We start from the raw sequence: 20,615 nt of genomic DNA on the forward strand, positions 1-20,615 counted from the left end.
ACCTTGTCTTTTTCTTCTCTGTGTCCTCTGCGTCTCTGCGGTTCGTTCATCTTACATAATTAGACTTACTTTGTCCCGCGTAATAATCCAAATCTAACTAGTCCAGTTTCATAACCTCGACGCATTAAACCTAAAGATAATGCCCCCTGAATTGTAGTCCAACCAGCCATTAATAAACCGATAAATGCTTGGGGTGTAAAAGCCGAATCAATGACCACATTCCAAAAAGGTGCAACAGCGGTTGACCAATCAGCCGTGCGAATATTATTTAATGGTAATTGCCAAGTGATCGCTTCATACTCCGCTAAAGAGATAACATAGGGTAAACAATAGACTCGATAAATATCTTCTAAGTGCTTTTGCTCATCCGTTGTGAGTGGTGACTTATCCGTATTCCGATGACACCATGTCACCATAATCAAAGTCCCACCCGGCTTTAACACGCGATAGCACTCTTGTAAAAACTTAGTTTTATCTGGCATATGCTCACCACTTTCCAGTGACCATACCAAATCAAAAGAATTATCTTCAAAAGGCATTTCCTGGGCATTGGCAACCATGAATCTAGTCTTCTGACTCAAATTCATTGCCAAAGACCTTTCAGTGGCTCTAGCCGCTTGTACAGGACTCAATGTAATTCCCGTGGCATTTGCCCCAAACTTCTCAGCTAAGTATAAAGAACTACCACCGATGCCACAACCGACATCAAGAATATTTTCCGCATTTTTCACATCTGCCCATTTTAGCAACTCTTCAATTAAATCAATTTGTGCCTGACGGCGTTCTTTTATCTGTTTTCCATCTACACCATAATAACCGTGGTGCATATGTTCCCCCCAAATCTGTTCCCACAAACTGGAAGAAGCATCGTAAAATTCCTGAATTTGCTTGTAAAGTATTTGACTCATTGATTTAATAATAAAAAGATGACAAGAAATTGAAAAAAAACTTATTCTTAGGCTACCATCTATGTTTCTAATTAGATAGGGATATTTTTCTGCCTGGGAATAACTCATTAATTCTACCTTGGTAAGATGTCAAAATAGCCTAATTGCACAAAGTTTATTCATTGTTCATTTTTAATTACTTATGACTGTTGCTCGGACAATTTGTTTGGGATTTATCGCTGTCATTCTCTTGGGGGCAATTCTCTTGACAATGCCTTTTTCTACTGGTAGTGGTAATTGGAATGACCCCATTGTTGCATTATTTACTTCAACTTCCGCGGTTTGCGTCACAGGTTTAGCAGTGGTGGATACTGGTACTGATTTCTCCTTTTTAGGTCAGTTGTTTATTGCCCTATTAGCGCAAATTGGGGGTTTAGGTTATATGACAACTACCACATTTTTAATATTGTTAATTGGCAGAAAATTTGACCTGCGACAAAAAGTAGCAATTCAACAGGCTTTAGATCGTCCGGGGATGAGTGGTAGCACGCAAATTATCCGCTCTATTATTGCGACTACCTTATTATTTGAACTCACGGGAGTGTTTTTATTAATGATAGCCTTTGTTCCCGAAAAAGGTTGGCAAGAAGGAACTTGGTTGGCTATTTTTCATAGTGTAAGTGCTTGGAATAATGCTGGTTTTAGTCTATTCAAAGACAATTTAATGAGTTATCAATCTTCTCCTTTAGTTATTGTCACAATTGGCTGTTTAATTATCTTTGGAGGTATTGGTTATCAAGTAATTTTAGATATGTATTTGTGGTTACGCGATAGCTTTACTTATCAAGGTAATCGCATCATCAGAAAAACAAGTTGTTTAATATTTTCTCTAGATTTTAAAGTTGCAACTAGCACAACTTTAATATTATTAGTAGTTGGCACAATTGCACTTTTCTGTATAGAAGTTAGGAATGGTAGCACCTTTAGGCAATTAAGTTTATCTGACAAAATATTAGCCGCTTGGTTTCAGTCAGTCAGTACCAGAACCGCTGGTTTTAATAGTATTGACATTGGCAAAATGACTAATGCCGGATTATTCATTATGATTGCGCTCATGTTCATTGGTGCAAGTCCTGGAGGTACAGGAGGAGGAATAAAAACCACTACTTTACGAGTTATTACCAGTTGTACAAATGCAATTCTCCAAGGCAAAGAAGAGGTATTATTGTATGAACGCAAAATTGCCATTTCCTTAATTTTAAAAGCCGTTGGTGTGGTCTTTGGCTCACTGGCAACAGTAATTATTGCTACGGTTATAATTAGTATTACTGACCCCAAATTGGCTTTTATTCAAATCCTTTTTGAAGTAGTATCAGCTTTTGGTACAGTCGGACTTTCCACAGGGATTACAGCTACTGTTTCTACCGCAGCAAAATTAATTTTAATTCTCATGATGTATATTGGTCGAGTTGGTGTTTTATTATTAATGTCATCTATATTAGGTGATCCTCGTCCTACCAGAATTCACTACCCCGAAGAAAATCTCCTTGTTGGATAAAAGGATTTAGTCATTAACAACTGACAACTGACAACGAACAACTAACAACTGACAACTAACAACTGACAACTGACAAATTATGAATCTTTCATCCTTAAAATTTCTTCGCAGTTTACGTAAAGATAACCAGCAATTTGCTGTAATTGGGCTAGGTCGTTTTGGTCGTTCTGTTTGTTCAACATTGCATAATTTAGGTTATCAAGTGTTAGCTACAGATATTGACGAAAAACGGGTTTCCGAAGCCTTAAATGAAGAAATAGTTGGTCATGCTTTACAACTCGATTCAACCGAACCAGCAGCCCTTAAAGAAGCCGGAATTTTTGAATTTGATACCGTAATTATAGCCATTGGTAACTACGTTCAGGAAAGTATTATTACTACCTTAAATGTCAAAGAAGGTGGTGTACCTCACGTAGTTGCAAAAGCCTCTAGTGAAGTTCACCGTAAACTATTAAACCGAGTAGGAGCAGATCATGTAGTTTTTCCTGAATATGAAGCTGGTTGTGCTTTAGCACGAACACTTACTAAACCGGGAATTTTAGAAAGATTTGATCTTGACCCAGATAATAGCATTGTAGAGTTGATTGTCCCTGATGAATTTAATGGAAAAACCATTGCTGAACTTCAACTTCGTAACCGCTATGGTTTAAATATGTTGGCCGTGAGTCATGATAGTAAATTTATCATTAATCCCGAACCAAGTAAACGGTTAGAAAAAGGTTCTGCAATGGTAGTAATTGGTTGCAATAAAGATATAAATCGTTTACCAATTTGAGGGAATAGAGAACAGGGAATAAGAATTTCTCAATCACCAATTTTTAGAGATTTGTCATCTATTTTTTTGGTGTTAAATCAGGTAAAGTGGTTTCTCCAAATGTCGAAGTAGTCGCAGGTGCTTGTTCTACAGGGGGAAGATTTGCGGGTGCTTGTTCCACTGGTGGAGTAGTAATAGCTGTTTCACTACCTGGTGGATTTACTGGAGATTTCTTGGGTGCTAAAGACTGGGCAATTTGTTGCATTATTTGTTCAGTTTTAGCAATTTGCTCAGTATTTCCCTCAGTTCCATACTGTTGACGAGCGCGTCTAAATGCTTGAGCAGATTCCTTTAAAGCCCCCTGATTATATAAAGTTACTCCTAGGTTATAGTAAGCTAAGGCATTTTTAGGATTTTGACGAACTGCTTGTTGATAAATACTAATTGCTTCGGAAATTTTGCCTTGAATTACTAAAAGACTCCCTAAATTATTGTAAGCTACAGCATTTTCAGGATCTATTTTTAAGACTTCCCGATAGGCAGAAATTGCTGGTTCTATTTGCCCTTCTTGTTGTTGAACAATGGCTAAATTAAAGTAAGCATTTTCATGATTTCTATCTAGATTAATTGCTTGTTCATAAGCAGCAATTGCATCTTGACGCTGTTCTTGTTCATAAAACAAAACTCCCAAATTATAATGGGCATTAGCCAATGTGGGAGTGACTACCAAGGCTTGACGGTAAGCAGTAATAGCGGCTTCTTTTTGTCCTTGTTTTTGTAAAGCCACCCCCAAATTATAATAAGCTTCTCCCAAATTGGGATTTAATCTAATTGCTTCTCCATATTCTTGAATAGCTAAATCTAGACGATTTTGCTGTAAAAGAATATTACCTAAATAATTTCGGGCTGTACCAATATTAGGATCTCGCTGTAAGGCTTTCCGAAAAGCCATTTCCGAACCCTGTAAATCTTGACGATTATAAAATGTTACTCCCTGTTGAAAAGACATAGCTGCATCTAAATCTTGAGAAACAACTTCTGCTGCTAACAGCTTGCTACTTGGAGAATTAATAATTGCAGGTAAAGTCAAAATTAAAAATGCTGAAGAAGCAGAGATAATTCCCCTTAATACCTGTTTATGTGCGGCCTTGGTTACGGTTATCCACTCATGTCTGTGATATTTTTGATACATAACTTGCAACCCTTTAGTTATATTGATCTAATCCAAATTAGATTATCTATCACTACATCAAAAATTCACAATTGCCAATTGAAAATTCATAATTTAATGCTTTTGCCTTCTGGTAGAATCACCATGGCATCACCGAAAGAATAAAAGCGATATTCAGAAGCAATTGCTTCTTGATAAAGATCCAATAATCTTTGTCTACCAATCAAAGCACTAACCAGCATCAATAAACTAGAACGGGGTAAATGAAAATTGGTGATTAAACCCTCTACAACTCGCCATTCATACCCAGGATAAATAAACAAGTTAGTTTTACCCACAAATGGCTGTAAATCGCCAAATTGCGCCGCACCTTCCAAAGCTCTTACCGCTGTTGTTCCCACCGCAATAATTCGCCCACCAGCAGCCTGAGTAGCCCGAATTTGCTTAACGGTATCAGCGGGAACTTCTATCCATTCTTCGTGCATGGCGTGAGTAGTGACATCTTCTACCTCCACTGGGCGGAAAGTACCAACACCGACATGAAGGGTAATGAAGGCTTGGTTAATGCCACAGTTACGCAATTTTTCCAATAATTCTGGTGTGAAATGTAACCCTGCTGTTGGTGCAGCGATCGCACCTTCTTCTTGAGCATACACCGTCTGATACTGTTCATCAGCAGCCGTAGAAGCCGTGATATAAGGAGGTAGGGGAATCTGTCCAAATTTTCCTAACACCTGCACTAAAGGAACTTCTGCGGGCAAATCAAACTGCAATAATCGTCCTCCAGTTTCCGGATCTGATTCTACAACTACCGCCCTCAATTCCTGTTTTTTCCCGTCTTCCCCATCTGTAAAAATAATCTCATTGCCCACCTTAAACCGCTTTCCTGGCTTCACCAAAGCCAACCAGCAATTATGTCGCCGTTCTTCTAACAGCAACACCTCCACGCTCCCACCGGTAGACTTATAGCCATACAAGCGAGCGGGAATAACTTTGGTATTATTCATGACTAGCAAATCCCCCGGTTTTAGCAGTTCCGGTAAATCACGGAAAATGTGATTTAGAGGTGGTATCGTTTTAGCGGTTTCGGGAGAATTTACCACCAATAACTTAGAACTATCTCTAGGAACAGCAGGGTTTTGGGCAATTCGTCCTGGTGGAAGTTCGTAATTATAACCAGACAAAGAACAATCTAAATTCACATCTTGCGCGTTAGGTTGTAGTATTTGTTGCTCCATATTCATTGGGTAATTGGTAAGAGTTTGCTTGAATTTTGAATTTATGGGTAAATCTCCCCATAGAAAGACGGGTGCTTTTACCCTACCGGGAACGCCACTCCATTAGTGAAGATAGAGAGGTAGAACTAAATTTAATCCCATAACATGATGATGGAATACTTATACTACTTAGGAAATGCCAGTCTCACTTTGAGAATTGTTCAATACTTACACGGTAGACCTCAACTCCCCGTTTCTTTTGTTACAGTCATTCATCAAATTGATGGTTGGATAGTGAGAATTAAATTCAGAGAACCATTATCAGAGCAACAAGGTGGCGATTTTCGGGCTTTTCTGAATGAATTAGGAATCAGCTATCAGCCACCAATGAGAGTCCAAATGGCGTTTTGGAGTTTAGAAGCCGGACAAACTCCGGTAGATGTAATGCGTCGTTATCAAGTAGCAATTGTTTCTCACGGTAGCCCAGAAAGAGAAGAAATTGAAGCATTTAGACAACAGTTTGTGCGCGGTTTAGGCTACTGTCCCGAAACCCTCGCTTAAACAATTCAAAATTTAAAATTAAGTGTCGCAAAGTGAAAAATAATTTTGCAATCATGGTTATTATTTGTCAAAAGCTGCCTCAATATATTGTAGCAGCTTAAATTCGTATCCAGATATAGATAAACGCTCTAAAAATTCTGCCCCAATGACTTTTTTAGTTTCTAGTTGATAGTGAACAAGCGCCACATCAAAGCGACAAGAATAATCAGCTTTTTGTGGATATTCAGCTAAAAATATTTCCGCTGTTCGCCAGATTTTTGCTTGTTTTTGCAGAGTAATGGCATTTTTTCCCCCTTCATCCCAATTACCAGAACTGCGGGTTTTCACTTCGATAAATGCCACTGTTGTCCCTTGATATTCGGCAATAATATCAATTTCTCCCCAACGACACCAAAAGCGACGGTGCAAAATTTTCCAACCTGTAGATTGTAACCAGTTGGCTACCAGGTCTTCACCTATGTTACCAATATCTGCATAATTAAATGGAGAAGGATTAGCCATTCATTAACAATACCATGAATACTACGGATCGCAATTGGACAAGTATACTCAGTTTATTGCTTTGGGCAATCATTTCCACCACAGCCTTAGCAGGTTTTACCCCTCCGGCTTTTGCACTGGAATATAACAAAGAAATTCTTGTCCAAGCTGATTTTTCTGGACGTGATTTATCAGACTCCAGTTTTACTAAAGCAAATCTTCGCTACAGTAATTTTAGTAACTCTAATTTAAGTGGTGTCAGCTTCTTTGCTGCTAACCTGGAATCAGCAAATTTGCGGGGAGCCAACCTAACTAATGCTACATTAGATTCAGCGCGTCTGATTAAAACCGATTTAACCAACGCCATTTTAGAAGGTGCATTTGCGGCCAACGCCAAATTTGATGGTGCTATAGTTGACGGAGCAGATTTTACCGATGTGCTACTACGTTCAGATGAACAAAAGAAACTATGTAAGCTGGCAAAAGGCACTAATCCCGTGACAGGTAGACAGACAAGAGATACTTTATATTGTCCTTAGAAGATGTCATATTTAGATCCCTGACTTCTTTGAGAAGTCGCGGATCTATAAATCATACTGGAGAAAACAGTAAATGCTAAAGCCGGTAAAAATTTGCCTAAAACTCTTTCAAGCAAAGCTGTCACGGTATATAGTTGCCTGGGTATTTACTAGCATTGTTGTCATTGAAATCGCAATTTTAATCCCGTCTTATTTTCGACGAGAACATGAGCTACTTTCTAATTTAGAAAATGTTTCTAATGAAGTTTTTTCTTCCCTGGTTTACCGCATTCAACAGGGAGCAAATTCTCAAGAAATTCTCTACATGACAAGTCGAAAAATAAAACCTGGTTCTGTGATTTTAGGTGGAGCAATTTACCAAGCTAATGGCAAGTTAGTGGGAACATTTGGCGAAAAACCCACTATTTCTCACATTCAGTTAGGTAAAGCTAAAATGATTCGGGTACAAAGCCAAAATGGCACACGCTATGATGTAGCTTGGTCTTCTGTCATGTTGGAGGGAAAATATATATTAATTATTCGTCATAATTCTACTGCGGTCAAAGAGGAATTATTTGCTTTTTCTTTGAGGGTAGCAGGTTTAATATTTATTATTTCAGTTTTTGTAACTCTGACTACAATGTTAACTTTAGGAGTAACAGTAATCAGACCAATTTTACAATTAAGAGATGATTTGATAATTGCGGGAGAAGCTATTAGTAATAATGGTGATGATCCGATTTTTTCTACCATGTCTAAGGAACGTCGGGATGAAATGGGTGAAGTGATATTAGCATTTTATCAAATGTTTGCTAGAGTCAGACAAGAAATCCGTGAGCGACAAGAAGTAGAAATTAGTTTACGCAATGAACAAGAAAAATCCGAACGCTTATTATTAAATATTCTGCCCGCAGAAATAGCTCAACAATTAAAGCAGCAACAAAGTGCAATTGCTAATCGCTTTGATGAAGTGACAATTCTTTTTGCTGATCTTGTCAACTTTACAGAATTAGCTGCTCAAATTTCACCCATAGAATTAGTTAATTCTTTAAATCAAATTTTTTCCAGTTTTGACTGTTTAGCAGAAGCCTACGGTTTAGAAAAAATTAAAACTATTGGTGATGCTTATATGGTAGTTGGTGGTTTGCCAAATCCCCACCCAGATCATGCTGTAGCTGTCGCTAAAATGGCACTGGATATGCAGCAGGAAATTACAAAATTTAAACCCGCTATAGGTGAATCTTTTCAATTAAGAATTGGTATCAATACGGGTTCTGTGGTTGCTGGTGTTATTGGTTTGAAAAAATTCAGTTATGATCTATGGGGAGACGCAGTAAATCTAGCCAGTCGCATGGAATCTCATGGGATTCCGGGGAAAATTCAAGTTTCGGAAGCTACTTATTTATTAATTAAGGATGAGTTTAAATTAGAAGAACGGGGGATAATTAAAGTTAAGGGTAGAGGAGAATTAATTACTTATTTTTTGATTTCTTGATTTCTTGGTTTTTTTATTATATTATTTTTAACGAACCGCAGAGGCGCAGAGAACGCAGAGGTGGAGACAGAAGAGATGTTTACATCTTATTTGGGATTGATATATAATAACAATTTGTATTAGTAATAAAGCGAATTTTAGAAAATATGAATCAGGGAAAAATCCTACTTGAACCAGGTACATTATGGACAAGTATCAAAAAAACAACGGAACTGGCTTTAAAATCTGGAGCTTTAAAATCTATCCCCACGGAGTTAGAAATTATTGAAGAAGCAGGAATAAAGTTTATTGTCAGAATTTTAGAAAATATCAACCGCAAAAACGCTGATAAAGCTAAAAAAGATCAAGAAGCTGCTAAAACTGGTAACGAGTTTAATCCTTTTTTACCTTATGAAGCAGATTTATTTGTCGCTGATATCTCTGATACTCATGTTTGTATTTTAAATAAGTTCAATGTTGTTGATTATCACTTATTAATTATTACTCGCGCTTTTGAATCACAGGAAAGCTTACTAACTTTACAAGATTTTACAGCCATGTGGGCTTGTTTAGGAGAATTTGCAGGATTAGTATTTTATAATGGTGGTAAACTTGCCGGTGCGAGTCAACCACATAAACATTTACAAATTGTCCCTTTTTCAGAAACAGATATTCCTATTTCAGCACTTTTAACAGCAGCAAAATTAGAAAATGATATTGGGACTATTCCAGAATTTCCCTTTTTACACGCTTTCACTCCTCTTAATCTGGGAGAAAGTGCCGAAGTAACCTTAAAAAAATATCATACTTTATTGCAAAGTCTGGGAATTAAACCTCTCGAAAATAATATGCAATCAGGAGCATATAATCTTTTAATTACGCGAAAATGGATGTTAATTATTCCTCGAAAACAAGAAGAATTTGCAACGATTTCTGTCAACTCATTAGGATTTGCAGGTGCATTATTAGTAAGAAATCAACAACAAATGCAATTACTCAAAGATATCACCCCAATTAACCTTTTAAGTAATGTTGCTTTTCCTATAGAACAAAATTGAATCTTAGACTACAATGTGAGTTATTGTATTTACTTTGCGCCTTTGCTCCTCTGCGCCTACCCTGCGGGATCTCTAAGAGAGATTGCGCGAAACAAAAATAAGAAAAAAGAGGAAAAATCATGGAATCTCTAGATATAAAATGGATTCGTTCCCAGTTTCCCGCACTCACACAAACAATCAACGGAAAACCAGCAATTTTCTTTGATGGACCAGGGGGAACACAAGTACCCGGTGGAGTATTAGACGCAATTAGTGATTATTTAGTCAGATCAAATGCTAATGCTCACGGTGCTTTTGCTACCAGTATGCGAACCGATGCCTTGATTATTTCTGCCAGGGCAGCGATCGCCGACTTCCTAGGATGCGATAATGATGAAGTAGTATTTGGCGCAAATATGACCACCCTCACCTTCTCCGTGAGTCGCGCTATTGGTAGAGAACTACAACCCGGTGATGAAATAATTGTTACAGACTTAGACCATGCTGCCAACATTTCTCCCTGGTATGCTTTAGAAGAAAAAGGTGTAATTATTCGGACTGTTGATATTAATATCACCGACTGTACACTAGATTTAAACGATTTAGAAAAAAAGATAAATTCCCGCACTAAATTAGTAGCAGTTACCTACGCTTCCAACGCCGTTGGCACAATTAATGATATCGCTAAAATAGTCAAACTTGCCCACAATTTCGGGGCTTTAGTATATGTTGATGCTGTCCATTATGCTCCCCATGCACCAATAAATGTCCATCATTTAGACTGTGATTTTCTCGCCTGTTCCGCTTACAAATTTTTCGCACCTCATGTGGGAATTCTCTACGGAAAAAGAGAACATTTAACCAAATTTTCCCCCTATAAAGTCAAACCAGCATCAGAAGAAGTTCCTTCCAGATGGGAAACAGGAACATTAAATCATGAAGGTTTAGCCGGATTAGTAGCCGCAATTAATTATTTAACAAAATTAGGTTGTCATGTTTCCCCAACCTTAGATAACGAACTACTTTCCTCCTTAATAGAAGCCGACAGAGAAGGCTTAACCACCTTCCATTGTCCTAGATTTTTGACCGAAATAGAACAACCAAATCATGAATTAGCATCAGCTTATCATAGCCGTCGAGCCGCATTATTATCAGCAATGTCAGCCATTCAACAATATGAAAGAGAATTAAGTAAAAAATTGATTTCAGGATTATTAAAAATCCCCGGTTTAACCCTCTATGGAATTACCGAACCCAGCGAATTTACATCGCGCACACCAACAGTATCCATTCGCATAGAAGGAAAAACACCCGCAACCATCGCCAAAATATTAGGAGAACAAGGAATATTTGCTTGGTACGGCAACTTCTATGCAACTAACCTCACAGAAAAACTAGACGTAGAAACATCAGGCGGCCTATTACGAATCGGACTAGCCCATTACAACACAGCCGCAGAAATTGATCAACTTCTGCAAACCTTAAATGAAATCGTCTAAAACCTGCAAATTACAGCCATTCTCATGTATCTCCTTCTCCGTGCCTCTGCGCCTCTGCGTGAGATAAAAAATATGAAAATAGCTGTAACACCCAACTAACCGCAGTCCTCAGCCTCACAAACCCGACGAATATTGAGAATATCACTCATTTTCTTGAGTTGCACAAATAAATGTTCCAACTGAGAACAATCGCGGACATCAATACCCAAATCCATCAATGCAGGTTGTCCCAGAGAAGTTTTTACTTGAGCATGACGGACATTAATACCCTGGTCGCTTAATCGTGACAATACATCTTTCAGTACCCCCACTCTATCTAATGCCTCAATTTGTAAATTAATAGGATAAGTATGAGGACGACCACGGTTTTCCATAGCTGAGTTCCAACGCACTGGGACTAAACGCTCATACTCAACAGGATCTACATTGTGACACCCTTGGCGATGGATAGATATTCCTCTTCCCCGTGTCACTACACCCACAATTGGTTCACCGGGAATGGGGGTACAACAGCCAGCGATATGATGCACTAAACCCTCCATACCAATAATTGGGGAATCACTAGCACGGGAACTTGTAGTTAACATATCCCGTGAAGTTTTGGGCGTTGGTTCTTTGGGGATAAATGGAACAACGTCACTAACGGGTTGTCTAGCTTTGACGACTTCCCGCCACCGGTTCAGTGCTAAGTTTGAGGTAATTTCCCCATAACCCAAACCGGCGAGTAAATCTTCTACACTGTGATAATTACATTTTTCCGCCACAGTCTGCATAGCGTCTGATTTGAGCAAACTCTCAAAACCAGTTTTCCCCAATTCCTTTTCTAATAAATCCCGCCCTCTGGCGATATTCTCTTCTCGGCGCGATCGCTTGTACCACTGTTTAATTCTATACTTCGCAGCCGAAGTGCTAACAAAATTTAACCAATCTAAACTAGGATGACAATTCTTTTGGGTAATAATATCCACAATATCGCCATTATGTAATCGCGTTGACAAAGGCACAATTCGCCCATTTACCCGCGCCCCTGCACAGTGGTTTCCGACTTCTGTATGAATCCGATAGGCAAAATCTATACTTGTAGAACCAGGACTTAAAGGAACAACATCCCCCTTTGGGGTGAAGACATAAACATCATCTTCAAATAGATTATCCTTAACACTATCTAAGTATTCCTGAGCATCCTTTAAATCACTTTGCCAATCTAGCAACTGCCGTAACCAAGTAAACTTTTCATCAGTGCTGGTTACAGGAGTATTTTCAGAACCACCGGTTTCTTTATACTTCCAATGGGCAGCAATACCATATTCCGCGATATGGTGCATTTCCAAAGTCCGAATTTGCACTTCCAACGGGCGGCCAGTCAAGCCAATTACTCCCGTATGCAAGGACTGATAATGGTTTGGTTTAGGCAAGCCAATGTAATCTTTAAATCTACCAGGGATGGGACGAAAAGAATCATGAACTACTGCTAAAGCTCGATAACATTCTTCATTGGTTTGCACAATAATTCTCAGCGCCGCCAAATCGTAAATTTCATGGAATTCCTTTTGCTGCCGCTGCATTTTTTGATAAATGCTATAAAGGTGTTTAGGACGACCGCTAATTTCTAAACAATTAATCCCCGCTTTGAGTAACTGACGGCGCAAAGTATCCGTAGCCTTGAGTAATTTTTCTTGCCGTGCCGTGCGTTTTTCCGCGACACATTGCTGAGTTTCTCGATAGGCCTCTGGTTCTAAATACTTAAATGCTAAATCTTCTAATTCCCATTTAATCTGCCAAATCCCTAAGCGATTGGCTAAAGGTGCAAAAATATCTCGTGTTTCCTGGGCGCTGCGTTGACGACTAGCTTCTGACATATATTGGAGGGTTCGCATATTATGCAAACGGTCTGCCAGTTTCACCACAATTACTCGAATATCCTGTGCCATGGCCAAAAACATTCGCCGGAAATTTTCCGCCTGACTTTCGGTTTTGCTAGTAAAATTAATTTTCGACAGCTTGGTAACACCTTCTACCAGTAGCCGCACTTCTGGTCCAAACCGTGCCTCTATATCTTCACTTGTAACTTCTGTATCTTCCACTACATCATGAAGCAACCCGGCTGCTATCATAGCCGGACTACCACCTAATTCACGGAGTATTTCAGCTACAGCAACAGGATGGGCAATATACGGTTCTCCTGATTTCCGAATTTGACCCCCATGTAGTTCGTATGCAAACTGAAAAGCCCGACAAATTAAGGCATTACCGTTATACGTTCGGTCTTCTTCCTCCGTAAGTATCGGTGCTGGTGGTGCAATTAAACATTTGTTAAGCCAGTCTGGGAGAACAACATCAGCAGGGGGTTTGACAGCTACACTACTCATAAAATAAAAAAGGTAACTTGTGGATAGGTTAAAAGAAAAGCAAAATTTACAGCACGCCTATAAAATAGATGCTGTTGCTTAGAGACAAGGTTGGAGAGATGATGCCCTAATTGCTTGTAGTCATCATCCATTGCAGGTTTCGTTCAAACATAATAAAAAACCTATTGACGGCAAATCAAGCCTCAAAGTAAGATTTTGAGACTTGTGATTTTGAACAGGAACAATGGAAAGTTTGGGGATATAAGAAAATTTTCTTGACATTAATACTATCTTAACTAGCAACAGATGTCTTTTAATTGTGATAAATATCAGGAATTGGCAACATTTCTAGATGAGTTTCGAGCTAATGTAACGGCAGGTAAACTTAATTTACAGGAATTAAAGCAGAATTTAGCCCAGTTGCAGGAATTTTTTGTCCAGCAAATTGTCCCTTTGGTTGATGCTAATTCGCGGGAACAATCCTACAAAACCGAAATAAATAAGCAGTTGCGACTATTGGAAGTAGATATGATGTTTCTCCAAGGTGCAAAGCAATTAACAACATTACAAGCTAGGTTGAAAACTATTGAGGAGCGTATTGATACTTTAATTAGATATTGTCAAGCTATTATTCAGCCAGAAGAGAAGGAATAATAGATGATTTTTTTCACGCAGAGACGCAGAGGCGCAAAGAAGAGCGCGGAAGGTATTGTTTTTACAACATATTTATAAACCTCATTTATACGATTTGTCACAATTAAATTTACTTATTTGATAAATTTACAGAGGTAGGTGGTAAAAAATATGTTATGTTAAACATTTAGAACAAATGTCTATTGATATTATTGGAATTTTATGGACACCATATTTATCCTATTGAAGGAAGGAATATACTTATTTCAAGAAGCACATAAATCTAAATTGAATCCTACTGGTTTAGAAGGGAATATTTTACTATTTTTTAGAGATTTAAAAAAATCAATAGATACAAAGAATTTAGATAGACTAAATGAATTAATATCTGATAGATATTATAGTGAATCTTACCCTCAAACTGATAAGAATCAACTAATATTCTATTTTGAATCTGTTTTCAAATCTTTACTATTTTTGACTAGTCCTTCTTTAGAGGTAGAAATTTGTAAGATTCCAGAATTTAGGAGTCAAGAACAAATCTTTTTAGTTATTAGACCTATTTTAAATGTTCATTTATTAGGAATAATAAATTTATCTTCCCAAGGTTTTGGGACAGAAAAAATGATGGGTGTAATTTTTAGAGAAAAATAAAAATTCAGGATTATTTACTATTATCAATATGGAAGATATTGACTTTATTGAAGCTAAATAATATACTAACATATTAGCAATGCTAATTCATCAATATATTGGATTTTTGCACTATTTATACCACACTCTTGATTTCTCTCTGTGACTCTGCGCCTCTGCGTGAGATAAAAAAGTGAAGTCAACTAAAAATGCTCTAAAATAAACAAGTAACCAGAAAATGGTAAATTAATTTCAGTTGTAACTATTCTGAATCCTGTTTATATGTTTACTCGAATTCGTCGTCTTTTAAATCAGTTTTTTAATAACTCTCGGACAGTTAACAACGAACCACTCAACAAAGTGAGTTTAGTTGTCATTATTTTAGTTGATATTTTCATTTTAATTAACGTTTTTACAGGTTTAAATAATATTAGTGAATGGCATCTTAGCCCAAATCAAGCTTATCCATGTTATTCAGAATGGAACAATTACAAAACACAAACTACCAAAAATAAAGATTATGAATTTTTGAGAAGTTCATTACCTTATGGTAGCAATGAGCAAAGAATTCGGCAAAGATATCAAGATGCAGAAGTTGGACATTTAGGTAAGGTTTCAGAAATATGTTTGAACTATGGTGAATCTAAAGATAAACTGAATAATCCTCAAAATCAGAATATTCTCACCACGATAAATCAGACTCAAGATAAAATTAGTCGTCTTGAACAAGCAAATGCTACCATTCGTCAACAATATGATTCCACACTATTAGAAAAAATTGCTGGCCAGTCTTCAGGTAATTCCATTAATCAAGTTCGCGCAGAAAAAGCTAAACAGGAATTAGCACAAAATAGCGAGAAGATTTCCACATTGAAACAGGAAATTACTAATCTGCAAAATCAACTGCTGACAAAGCCTGAAAGTATTAATTTTCTGTCTTTTCTCAAAGATGAAACTAAATTTAATGAAGTTGAAAAAGGCTATAAAGACGCATCATTTTGGTATCCTAGTATTCAATTAGTATTTCAGGCTATCTTTTTATTACCGCTCATTCTCATTGCCTTATTAGTGAATAACTTTAGCCAACGTAAAGGATATGGACTAATAGCATTAATTAGTTGGCATTTGCTAGTTATATTTTTAATTCCGTTAATTCTGAAAATATTTCAATTTCTGCAAATTGGTATCATATTTCAATTCTTCTTTAATATCATTAGTTCCCTGTTTGGTGGATTAATTTTCCTAATTAGTTACGCTTATATTTTGCTAATTCCTTTAGTGGGTTTTGGCATGATTAAATTCTTCCAAATCGTTGTATTTAATCCTAAAGTTCAAGCAGTTAGCAGAATCCAAAAATCACGCTGTATTCGGTGTGCCAAAAAAATTCGTCCTCAAGATAGCCACTGTCCCCACTGCGGTTATTATCAATATGTTGAATGCCATAACTGTCATAATTTGACTTATAAAGAATTACCTTATTGTCATCATTGTGGTGCTGATCAAAATTCTGCTACCGCAGGGCAAAATTAACAATTCAAGAAACTTAGAATATAGGGGTGCAAAGCCTGCACCCAGTCAGAATTATAAGAAACTTAGCAAAATTAAACTTATCAACATATTTTTACGCCTATTGATTAGATATCATTGGATTATTGATTTAAATCTAGGCAGACAATTTATGTCATCAATTACCAATGTCACTGAAGCCACATTTAAGCAAGAAGTATTAGAAAGTCAAACTCCTGTTTTAGTTGATTTTTGGGCCCCTTGGTGTGGGCCTTGTAAAATGCTGACTCCTGTAGTTGAAGAAGTAGCCACCGAATACGAGGGAAAGGTAAAAGTGGTGAAACTGAATACTGATCAAAATCCTACCGTTGCTAGTCATTATGGGATTCGCAGCATTCCTACTTTGATGGTATTTAAAGGGGGACGACAAATCAAAACAGTTGTTGGTGCTGTTCCTAAAACTACATTATCTGCTACTTTAGATAAGTATGTTTCCCCATAGCCATAGTGAATAAAGATAGGGAATTTCTGTTATAAATGTCTCTATTAGAGATGGAAACACTGAATCCCACATTCAGCAGGTAAAACCAGAAAAAAGGTATTTTAGTCTAAATGGACTGAAGGTAGCTAAAGCGAAAACAGAACTACAAGTGGATGTTAAAGACATTGACCATTTAGGGATAATTGCGGGAATTATAGATGAAATAGGGATTGTGAAGATAATAGATCAAGAAATAGGGACTCATGCACAAGAGAAAGTTAGCGCTGGACTTGTAGTTAAAGCGATGATAATCAACTGTATGGGATTTGTAACCGCACCATTGTACTTATTTAGTCAATTTTTCGTAGGGAAAGCCACAGAACATCTAATAGGTGTGGGAGTAGAAGCTGAACATCTCAACGATAGTAGATTAGGACGAGTATTAGATCAATTATACGAATATGGTGTTAGCCTCTTATTCTTAAAAATAGCCTGTGTAATGGCAAAATGTTTTGGAATTAAAATATCAAATGCTCATATTGATGGTACGAGTTTATCAGTTCATGGAAAATATCTGAAGTCAGTTGAAGGAGAACAAAGTTCTGCGGAAGATGCGGAAGATATACTCTCATTGGAAGAAGAATTAGAACCAGTAGCAATAAACATAAATCATGGTTACTCCCGTGACCATAGGCCAGACCTGAAACAATTTACATTAAGTTTATCAAAGCGAATTGAGCAGTCCTTAACATTAAAAATAAAAAAATCTAAAAAGCTTACATAATAAAGAGTTTGCTTGTGAAGTGGATGCTTTAATTGCCGCAGAAGATTTTGAGAAAATCCTAACTTGTCACCGATATTATGAGGTACATGAACCCCACCTCCAACCCCCTCATCGCTTGCGGGGAGGGGGCTATGATGCACCTCATATAATTGGAAACCGCTGTATATCAAGAGTTTGAAGGTCAAAATAGTTTAGATTCGTTTCCCCTGTTTTGATCACCCCCATAATTTGCTAAACTCCAAATTTAGAAAAGCAAATAAAAATCTCAGCAGCAGGTATTGGGGGAGGTTGGCAAAGTGGTGGAAAGTGAAGACATAGAACAAATTTATCCCCAGGATTTTTCATGGCGGTTTTGGCCTGTTGTGCCAATTTACCCTTACGGTCAACGTCGCACTATTCGCAAAGAAGTTGTCAAAGATACTATCTGGACTTTTGACCAATTACAGGGAATTTTCTATGTAGTTGTGCCAATTCGCATGACTGTAGTTAAGCTAGAAAAAGGCGGTTTGCTGGTTTATACACCTGTTGCACCAACTGGAGAATGTGTCCGTTTGTTAAATGAGTTGGTAGCAAAACACGGTGATGTAAAGTATATTATTTTGCCCACGATATCGGGAATAGAACATAAAGTATTTGTTGGTCCCTTTGCGCGACGCTTTCCCTCTGCACAGGTATTTGTTGCTCCCGGACAATGGAGTTTTCCCGTAAATCTGCCTTTGAGTTGGTTGGGTTTACCCGGTAAACGGACTCACATACTGCCTGAAAATAGCCAAGAAGCCCCCTTCGCTGAGGATTTTGATTATGCCATCCTAGGACCGATTGATTTGGGTTTAGGTAAGTTTGCAGAGGTGGCTTTTTTCCACAAGCGATCGCACACTCTCTTAGTTACAGATACCATAGTTTCAGTACCAGCAGAACCACCAGCAATTGTTCAACTCGATGCCTATCCCTTACTGTACCACGCTAAGGATAAGGCCTTTGACATGGTTGCAGATACTGAAGCAAATCGCCGTAAAGGGTGGCAGCGAGTAACATTATTTTCCTTATATTTTAGCCCCAGTGTGTTAGAAGTACCTACATGGAGTGAAGCATGGCGTGATGCTCAAAAAGCTCCAGAACGTTCGAGAAAAGCCTATTTCGGGTTTTTCCCTTTCCAATGGCAAGAAAATTGGCAAGATTCATTTAATATTTTGCGAGGAAATGGGCGGATATTTGTTGCCCCAATTTTACAAAGTTTGATTTTAAATCGCGCCCCACAGGAAACTATAAATTGGGCTGATAAAGTTGCAAGATGGGATTTTCAATGGATTATTCCCTGTCATTTTGATGCCCCAATCAAAGCCGAACCGCAACAATTCCGTCAAGCATTTGCGTTTTTAGAAAAACAGCCTGTTGGGGGTTTAGTTAGTAGTAATAGTTATCTTTTACCGGAGGATGATTTTAAGTTGTTGAGAAATATTGATGCAGGTTTGAATAAGCTTGGTATTGTGCCACCAGCAAGGGAAAGGGTGTAAGAATAAAATCTTGAAGTCTTGCAAATTTTTATTTTTTCTTATTTAGGTAGATAAAAATATGATTTTAGATATTCCATCTTCTGATGATTTCATTGAATCTGGTGTAGATTTTCTCAATATAGCTTGGGTTAAAATAATCAAATTATTACTTGATTTAGAAGAAAACAAACAATTATTAGAGCCAGAAAATTCTAATGAAGAAGATAAAAGTGAAGTGGAAATTAAGCTATTGGCATACTCAAGAATGGTAGCTGAATGCACGGATGAAGTAGTTGTTGATAAAATAGATACTGATCAATACTGGAAAAAAGCACAACGTATTCTTGCGACATCTCTTTCACTTATTCAACAAGGTACTGAGTTTATTCTCAAAGGATATATTGCTCAGGTTAGCCCTTTCTTGCTTCTTTCAAAAGATTCAAGTAATTGGACAAGCGATTCACAGAATAAAGATATTAGTTTTAGTGAGTTTAAAACAATTGATGCACATGATTTAATCAAAGTCTACAACGCAGTCGCATTTCGTCGTTTACCAGAAAACAATACAATTATAAGTCATCGGTTGCCAAAGGAATTTCAGCAGCGATTTGAAGAAATTAGAAATCAACGGAATAAAATTATGCACAGTGTAGATAAAAATTTACAACTAACTGGCAAAGATTTATTGATTCACATCTTAGAAATTAGTCATGATTTAATTAGTCCCCAATCATGGATTAAAACTCGGAACGAGTTAATTAGAAATGAACCTAACTCTGAATTCTTTAAACTGGCAGAGTGGGACATTGATTTCGACTACTATCTTCGTAGAATAGCTATTGAAATAGATTTGGTAATAAAATTATTGCCACGTGCTAAGGCTCTTAAATATTTTGGATTTCACAAGAATCAAAGAAGCTATATTTGCCCAAATTGTTACGATTTAGCATTTAGAGATTATTATCAAGACTATGGTGAAACACCAAAACTAGCTCAACTTAGACCAAATGAACCAACTAGCACTACTGTATACTGTCTAGTTTGTAATCAAATTAGTCAAGTTACTCGTGATGATTGTAATCATGAAGGATGTCCTGGTAATGTTATTAGTGATTTAGGAATTTGCCTTACTTGTGAACATGAATTTGATGAATCATAATAGACCTCTTGCAAGAACTCTCTGAAACCCTCTTTCCTTCGTGGTTCATTTTCCCATTACTTGTACATAAGTCATAATAATATCAATTAACCAAAGTAAAGAAAGATAATCTTATGAAGATTGAAACATTAAAACAACGCTTAGACAAAAATCGCCCCATGATTACAGTTACTCTCAGAATGCCAGAAGATGTAGTCGAAGAATTGAAACAACTTGCACCCATACTCGGTTTTTCTGGTTATCAACCCTTGATTCGTGCATACATTGGACAGGGAATGAGAGCAGATTTAGAAAAGTTAGAAAATAATACAGTTAATGCTTTAATTGCTAGTTTAAAACGACATGGTGTGAGTGATGATATTATCCATGAAGCATTAAATGAAGTTGTTAGTCAATAAATAAAATAGCAGAAATTAACAGTC

20 protein-coding genes are annotated in these 20,615 nt (G+C 37.3%); 15 read left to right on the plus strand and 5 right to left on the minus strand.

The window, feature by feature from the left end; translation table 11 throughout:
• Positions 1-65 precede the first annotated feature (65 nt).
• The gene (locus FJR11_RS00575) at positions 66-908 is read right to left on the minus strand and encodes a methyltransferase domain-containing protein (protein ID WP_168501787.1); all 843 of its coding nucleotides are present in this window, start codon (positions 906-908) and stop codon (positions 66-68) included.
• 181 nt (positions 909-1,089) lie between these two features.
• On the opposite strand from FJR11_RS00575, the gene FJR11_RS00580 reads away from it, so the two are divergent.
• Together FJR11_RS00580 and FJR11_RS00585 are read left to right on the plus strand one after the other, a co-directional pair.
• Positions 1,090-2,445, plus strand: coding sequence for a TrkH family potassium uptake protein (locus FJR11_RS00580; protein WP_168501788.1), 1,356 nt, complete (start codon positions 1,090-1,092; stop codon positions 2,443-2,445).
• A gap of 79 nt (positions 2,446-2,524) precedes the next feature.
• On the plus strand, positions 2,525-3,220 hold the full coding sequence (locus FJR11_RS00585) for a TrkA family potassium uptake protein (protein WP_168501789.1): 696 nt from the start codon (positions 2,525-2,527) through the stop codon (positions 3,218-3,220).
• A 58-nt stretch (positions 3,221-3,278) separates the two neighbouring features.
• On the opposite strand, the gene FJR11_RS00590 is transcribed toward FJR11_RS00585, so the two are convergent.
• Positions 3,279-4,391 carry a tetratricopeptide repeat protein gene (locus FJR11_RS00590; protein WP_168501790.1) on the minus strand — a complete coding sequence of 371 codons (1,113 nt, stop codon included), beginning with the start codon at positions 4,389-4,391 and terminating at the stop codon, positions 3,279-3,281.
• A gap of 86 nt (positions 4,392-4,477) precedes the next feature.
• Complete coding sequence (queA, locus tag FJR11_RS00595) at positions 4,478-5,608, minus strand: tRNA preQ1(34) S-adenosylmethionine ribosyltransferase-isomerase QueA (protein WP_168501791.1); 1,131 nt, start codon at positions 5,606-5,608, stop codon at positions 4,478-4,480.
• Positions 5,609-5,758: 150 nt separating this feature from the next.
• Between queA and FJR11_RS00600 the strand changes: the two genes are divergently transcribed.
• Positions 5,759-6,148, plus strand: coding sequence for a hypothetical protein (locus tag FJR11_RS00600; RefSeq protein WP_168501927.1), 390 nt, complete (start codon positions 5,759-5,761; stop codon positions 6,146-6,148).
• Positions 6,149-6,208: 60 nt separating this feature from the next.
• On the opposite strand, the gene FJR11_RS00605 is transcribed toward FJR11_RS00600, so the two are convergent.
• Positions 6,209-6,649, minus strand: a complete 441-nt coding sequence (locus FJR11_RS00605) for a YraN family protein (protein ID WP_168501792.1) — start codon at positions 6,647-6,649, stop codon at positions 6,209-6,211.
• A 14-nt stretch (positions 6,650-6,663) separates the two neighbouring features.
• On the opposite strand from FJR11_RS00605, the gene FJR11_RS00610 reads away from it, so the two are divergent.
• The 4 genes from FJR11_RS00610 (at position 6,664) to FJR11_RS00625 (ending at position 11,156) form a co-directional block, all read left to right on the plus strand.
• A complete protein-coding gene (locus tag FJR11_RS00610; protein WP_168501793.1) occupies positions 6,664-7,167 on the plus strand; it encodes a pentapeptide repeat-containing protein in 504 nt (167 codons plus the stop codon).
• A gap of 73 nt (positions 7,168-7,240) precedes the next feature.
• Complete coding sequence (locus FJR11_RS00615; protein WP_168501794.1) at positions 7,241-8,641, plus strand: adenylate/guanylate cyclase domain-containing protein; 1,401 nt, start codon at positions 7,241-7,243, stop codon at positions 8,639-8,641.
• 146 nt (positions 8,642-8,787) lie between these two features.
• Positions 8,788-9,678, plus strand: coding sequence for a DUF4922 domain-containing protein (locus FJR11_RS00620; protein ID WP_168501795.1), 891 nt, complete (start codon positions 8,788-8,790; stop codon positions 9,676-9,678).
• A 119-nt stretch (positions 9,679-9,797) separates the two neighbouring features.
• Positions 9,798-11,156, plus strand: coding sequence for an aminotransferase class V-fold PLP-dependent enzyme (locus FJR11_RS00625; RefSeq protein ID WP_174762873.1), 1,359 nt, complete (start codon positions 9,798-9,800; stop codon positions 11,154-11,156).
• Positions 11,157-11,251: 95 nt separating this feature from the next.
• Here FJR11_RS00625 and FJR11_RS00630 read toward each other — a convergent pair whose 3' ends face one another.
• The gene (locus FJR11_RS00630) at positions 11,252-13,525 is read right to left on the minus strand and encodes a bifunctional (p)ppGpp synthetase/guanosine-3',5'-bis(diphosphate) 3'-pyrophosphohydrolase (protein WP_168501796.1); all 2,274 of its coding nucleotides are present in this window, start codon (positions 13,523-13,525) and stop codon (positions 11,252-11,254) included.
• Between the two features lie 285 nt (positions 13,526-13,810).
• Between FJR11_RS00630 and patD the strand changes: the two genes are divergently transcribed.
• The 8 genes from patD to FJR11_RS00670 all read left to right on the plus strand — a co-directional run bounded on the left by patD (position 13,811) and on the right by FJR11_RS00670 (position 20,591).
• On the plus strand, positions 13,811-14,158 hold the full coding sequence (gene patD, locus FJR11_RS00635; protein WP_168501797.1) for a heterocyst frequency control protein PatD: 348 nt from the start codon (positions 13,811-13,813) through the stop codon (positions 14,156-14,158).
• A 201-nt stretch (positions 14,159-14,359) separates the two neighbouring features.
• Complete coding sequence (locus tag FJR11_RS00640) at positions 14,360-14,791, plus strand: hypothetical protein (protein WP_168501798.1); 432 nt, start codon at positions 14,360-14,362, stop codon at positions 14,789-14,791.
• A gap of 261 nt (positions 14,792-15,052) precedes the next feature.
• Positions 15,053-16,300 (plus strand): zinc ribbon domain-containing protein, encoded by a 1,248-nt coding sequence (locus FJR11_RS00645; protein WP_168501799.1) that lies wholly within the window; start codon positions 15,053-15,055, stop codon positions 16,298-16,300.
• A 148-nt stretch (positions 16,301-16,448) separates the two neighbouring features.
• Positions 16,449-16,778 (plus strand): thioredoxin, encoded by a 330-nt coding sequence (gene trxA, locus FJR11_RS00650; protein ID WP_168501800.1) that lies wholly within the window; start codon positions 16,449-16,451, stop codon positions 16,776-16,778.
• A 148-nt stretch (positions 16,779-16,926) separates the two neighbouring features.
• Complete coding sequence (locus FJR11_RS00655) at positions 16,927-17,541, plus strand: IS1634 family transposase (protein WP_168501801.1); 615 nt, start codon at positions 16,927-16,929, stop codon at positions 17,539-17,541.
• A 296-nt stretch (positions 17,542-17,837) separates the two neighbouring features.
• Positions 17,838-19,055 (plus strand): DUF4336 domain-containing protein, encoded by a 1,218-nt coding sequence (locus tag FJR11_RS00660; RefSeq protein WP_168501802.1) that lies wholly within the window; start codon positions 17,838-17,840, stop codon positions 19,053-19,055.
• Positions 19,056-19,113: 58 nt separating this feature from the next.
• On the plus strand, positions 19,114-20,193 hold the full coding sequence (locus FJR11_RS00665; RefSeq protein WP_168501803.1) for a hypothetical protein: 1,080 nt from the start codon (positions 19,114-19,116) through the stop codon (positions 20,191-20,193).
• Between the two features lie 113 nt (positions 20,194-20,306).
• Positions 20,307-20,591, plus strand: coding sequence for a hypothetical protein (locus FJR11_RS00670; protein WP_168501804.1), 285 nt, complete (start codon positions 20,307-20,309; stop codon positions 20,589-20,591).
• Positions 20,592-20,615: the final 24 nt, after the last annotated feature.

Origin of the sequence: Anabaena sp. UHCC 0187, from assembly GCF_009712035.1 — a bacterium.
Classification (GTDB): domain Bacteria; phylum Cyanobacteriota; class Cyanobacteriia; order Cyanobacteriales; family Nostocaceae; genus Dolichospermum.

Bases quoted from the DNA above. Each gene is read 5' to 3' on its own strand.
- FJR11_RS00620 (WP_168501795.1), top strand. From the start codon at position 8,788: ATGAATCAGGGAAAAATCCTACTTGAACCAGGTACATTATGGACAAGT.
- FJR11_RS00585 (WP_168501789.1), top strand. From the start codon at position 2,525: ATGAATCTTTCATCCTTAAAATTTCTTCGCAGTTTACGTAAAGATAAC.
- FJR11_RS00610 (WP_168501793.1), top strand. From the start codon at position 6,664: ATGAATACTACGGATCGCAATTGGACAAGTATACTCAGTTTATTGCTT.
- trxA (WP_168501800.1), top strand. From the start codon at position 16,449: ATGTCATCAATTACCAATGTCACTGAAGCCACATTTAAGCAAGAAGTA.
- FJR11_RS00645 (WP_168501799.1), top strand. From the start codon at position 15,053: ATGTTTACTCGAATTCGTCGTCTTTTAAATCAGTTTTTTAATAACTCT.
- FJR11_RS00670 (WP_168501804.1), top strand. From the start codon at position 20,307: ATGAAGATTGAAACATTAAAACAACGCTTAGACAAAAATCGCCCCATG.
- FJR11_RS00615 (WP_168501794.1), top strand. From the start codon at position 7,241: ATGCTAAAGCCGGTAAAAATTTGCCTAAAACTCTTTCAAGCAAAGCTG.
- FJR11_RS00600 (WP_168501927.1), top strand. From the start codon at position 5,759: ATGGAATACTTATACTACTTAGGAAATGCCAGTCTCACTTTGAGAATT.
- FJR11_RS00580 (WP_168501788.1), top strand. From the start codon at position 1,090: ATGACTGTTGCTCGGACAATTTGTTTGGGATTTATCGCTGTCATTCTC.
- FJR11_RS00665 (WP_168501803.1), top strand. From the start codon at position 19,114: ATGATTTTAGATATTCCATCTTCTGATGATTTCATTGAATCTGGTGTA.
- FJR11_RS00575 (WP_168501787.1), bottom strand. From the start codon at position 908: ATGAGTCAAATACTTTACAAGCAAATTCAGGAATTTTACGATGCTTCT.
- queA (WP_168501791.1), bottom strand. From the start codon at position 5,608: ATGGAGCAACAAATACTACAACCTAACGCGCAAGATGTGAATTTAGAT.
- FJR11_RS00625 (WP_174762873.1), top strand. From the start codon at position 9,798: ATGGAATCTCTAGATATAAAATGGATTCGTTCCCAGTTTCCCGCACTC.
- FJR11_RS00590 (WP_168501790.1), bottom strand. From the start codon at position 4,391: ATGTATCAAAAATATCACAGACATGAGTGGATAACCGTAACCAAGGCC.
- FJR11_RS00605 (WP_168501792.1), bottom strand. From the start codon at position 6,649: ATGGCTAATCCTTCTCCATTTAATTATGCAGATATTGGTAACATAGGT.
- FJR11_RS00630 (WP_168501796.1), bottom strand. From the start codon at position 13,525: ATGAGTAGTGTAGCTGTCAAACCCCCTGCTGATGTTGTTCTCCCAGAC.
- FJR11_RS00640 (WP_168501798.1), top strand. From the start codon at position 14,360: ATGGACACCATATTTATCCTATTGAAGGAAGGAATATACTTATTTCAA.
- patD (WP_168501797.1), top strand. From the start codon at position 13,811: ATGTCTTTTAATTGTGATAAATATCAGGAATTGGCAACATTTCTAGAT.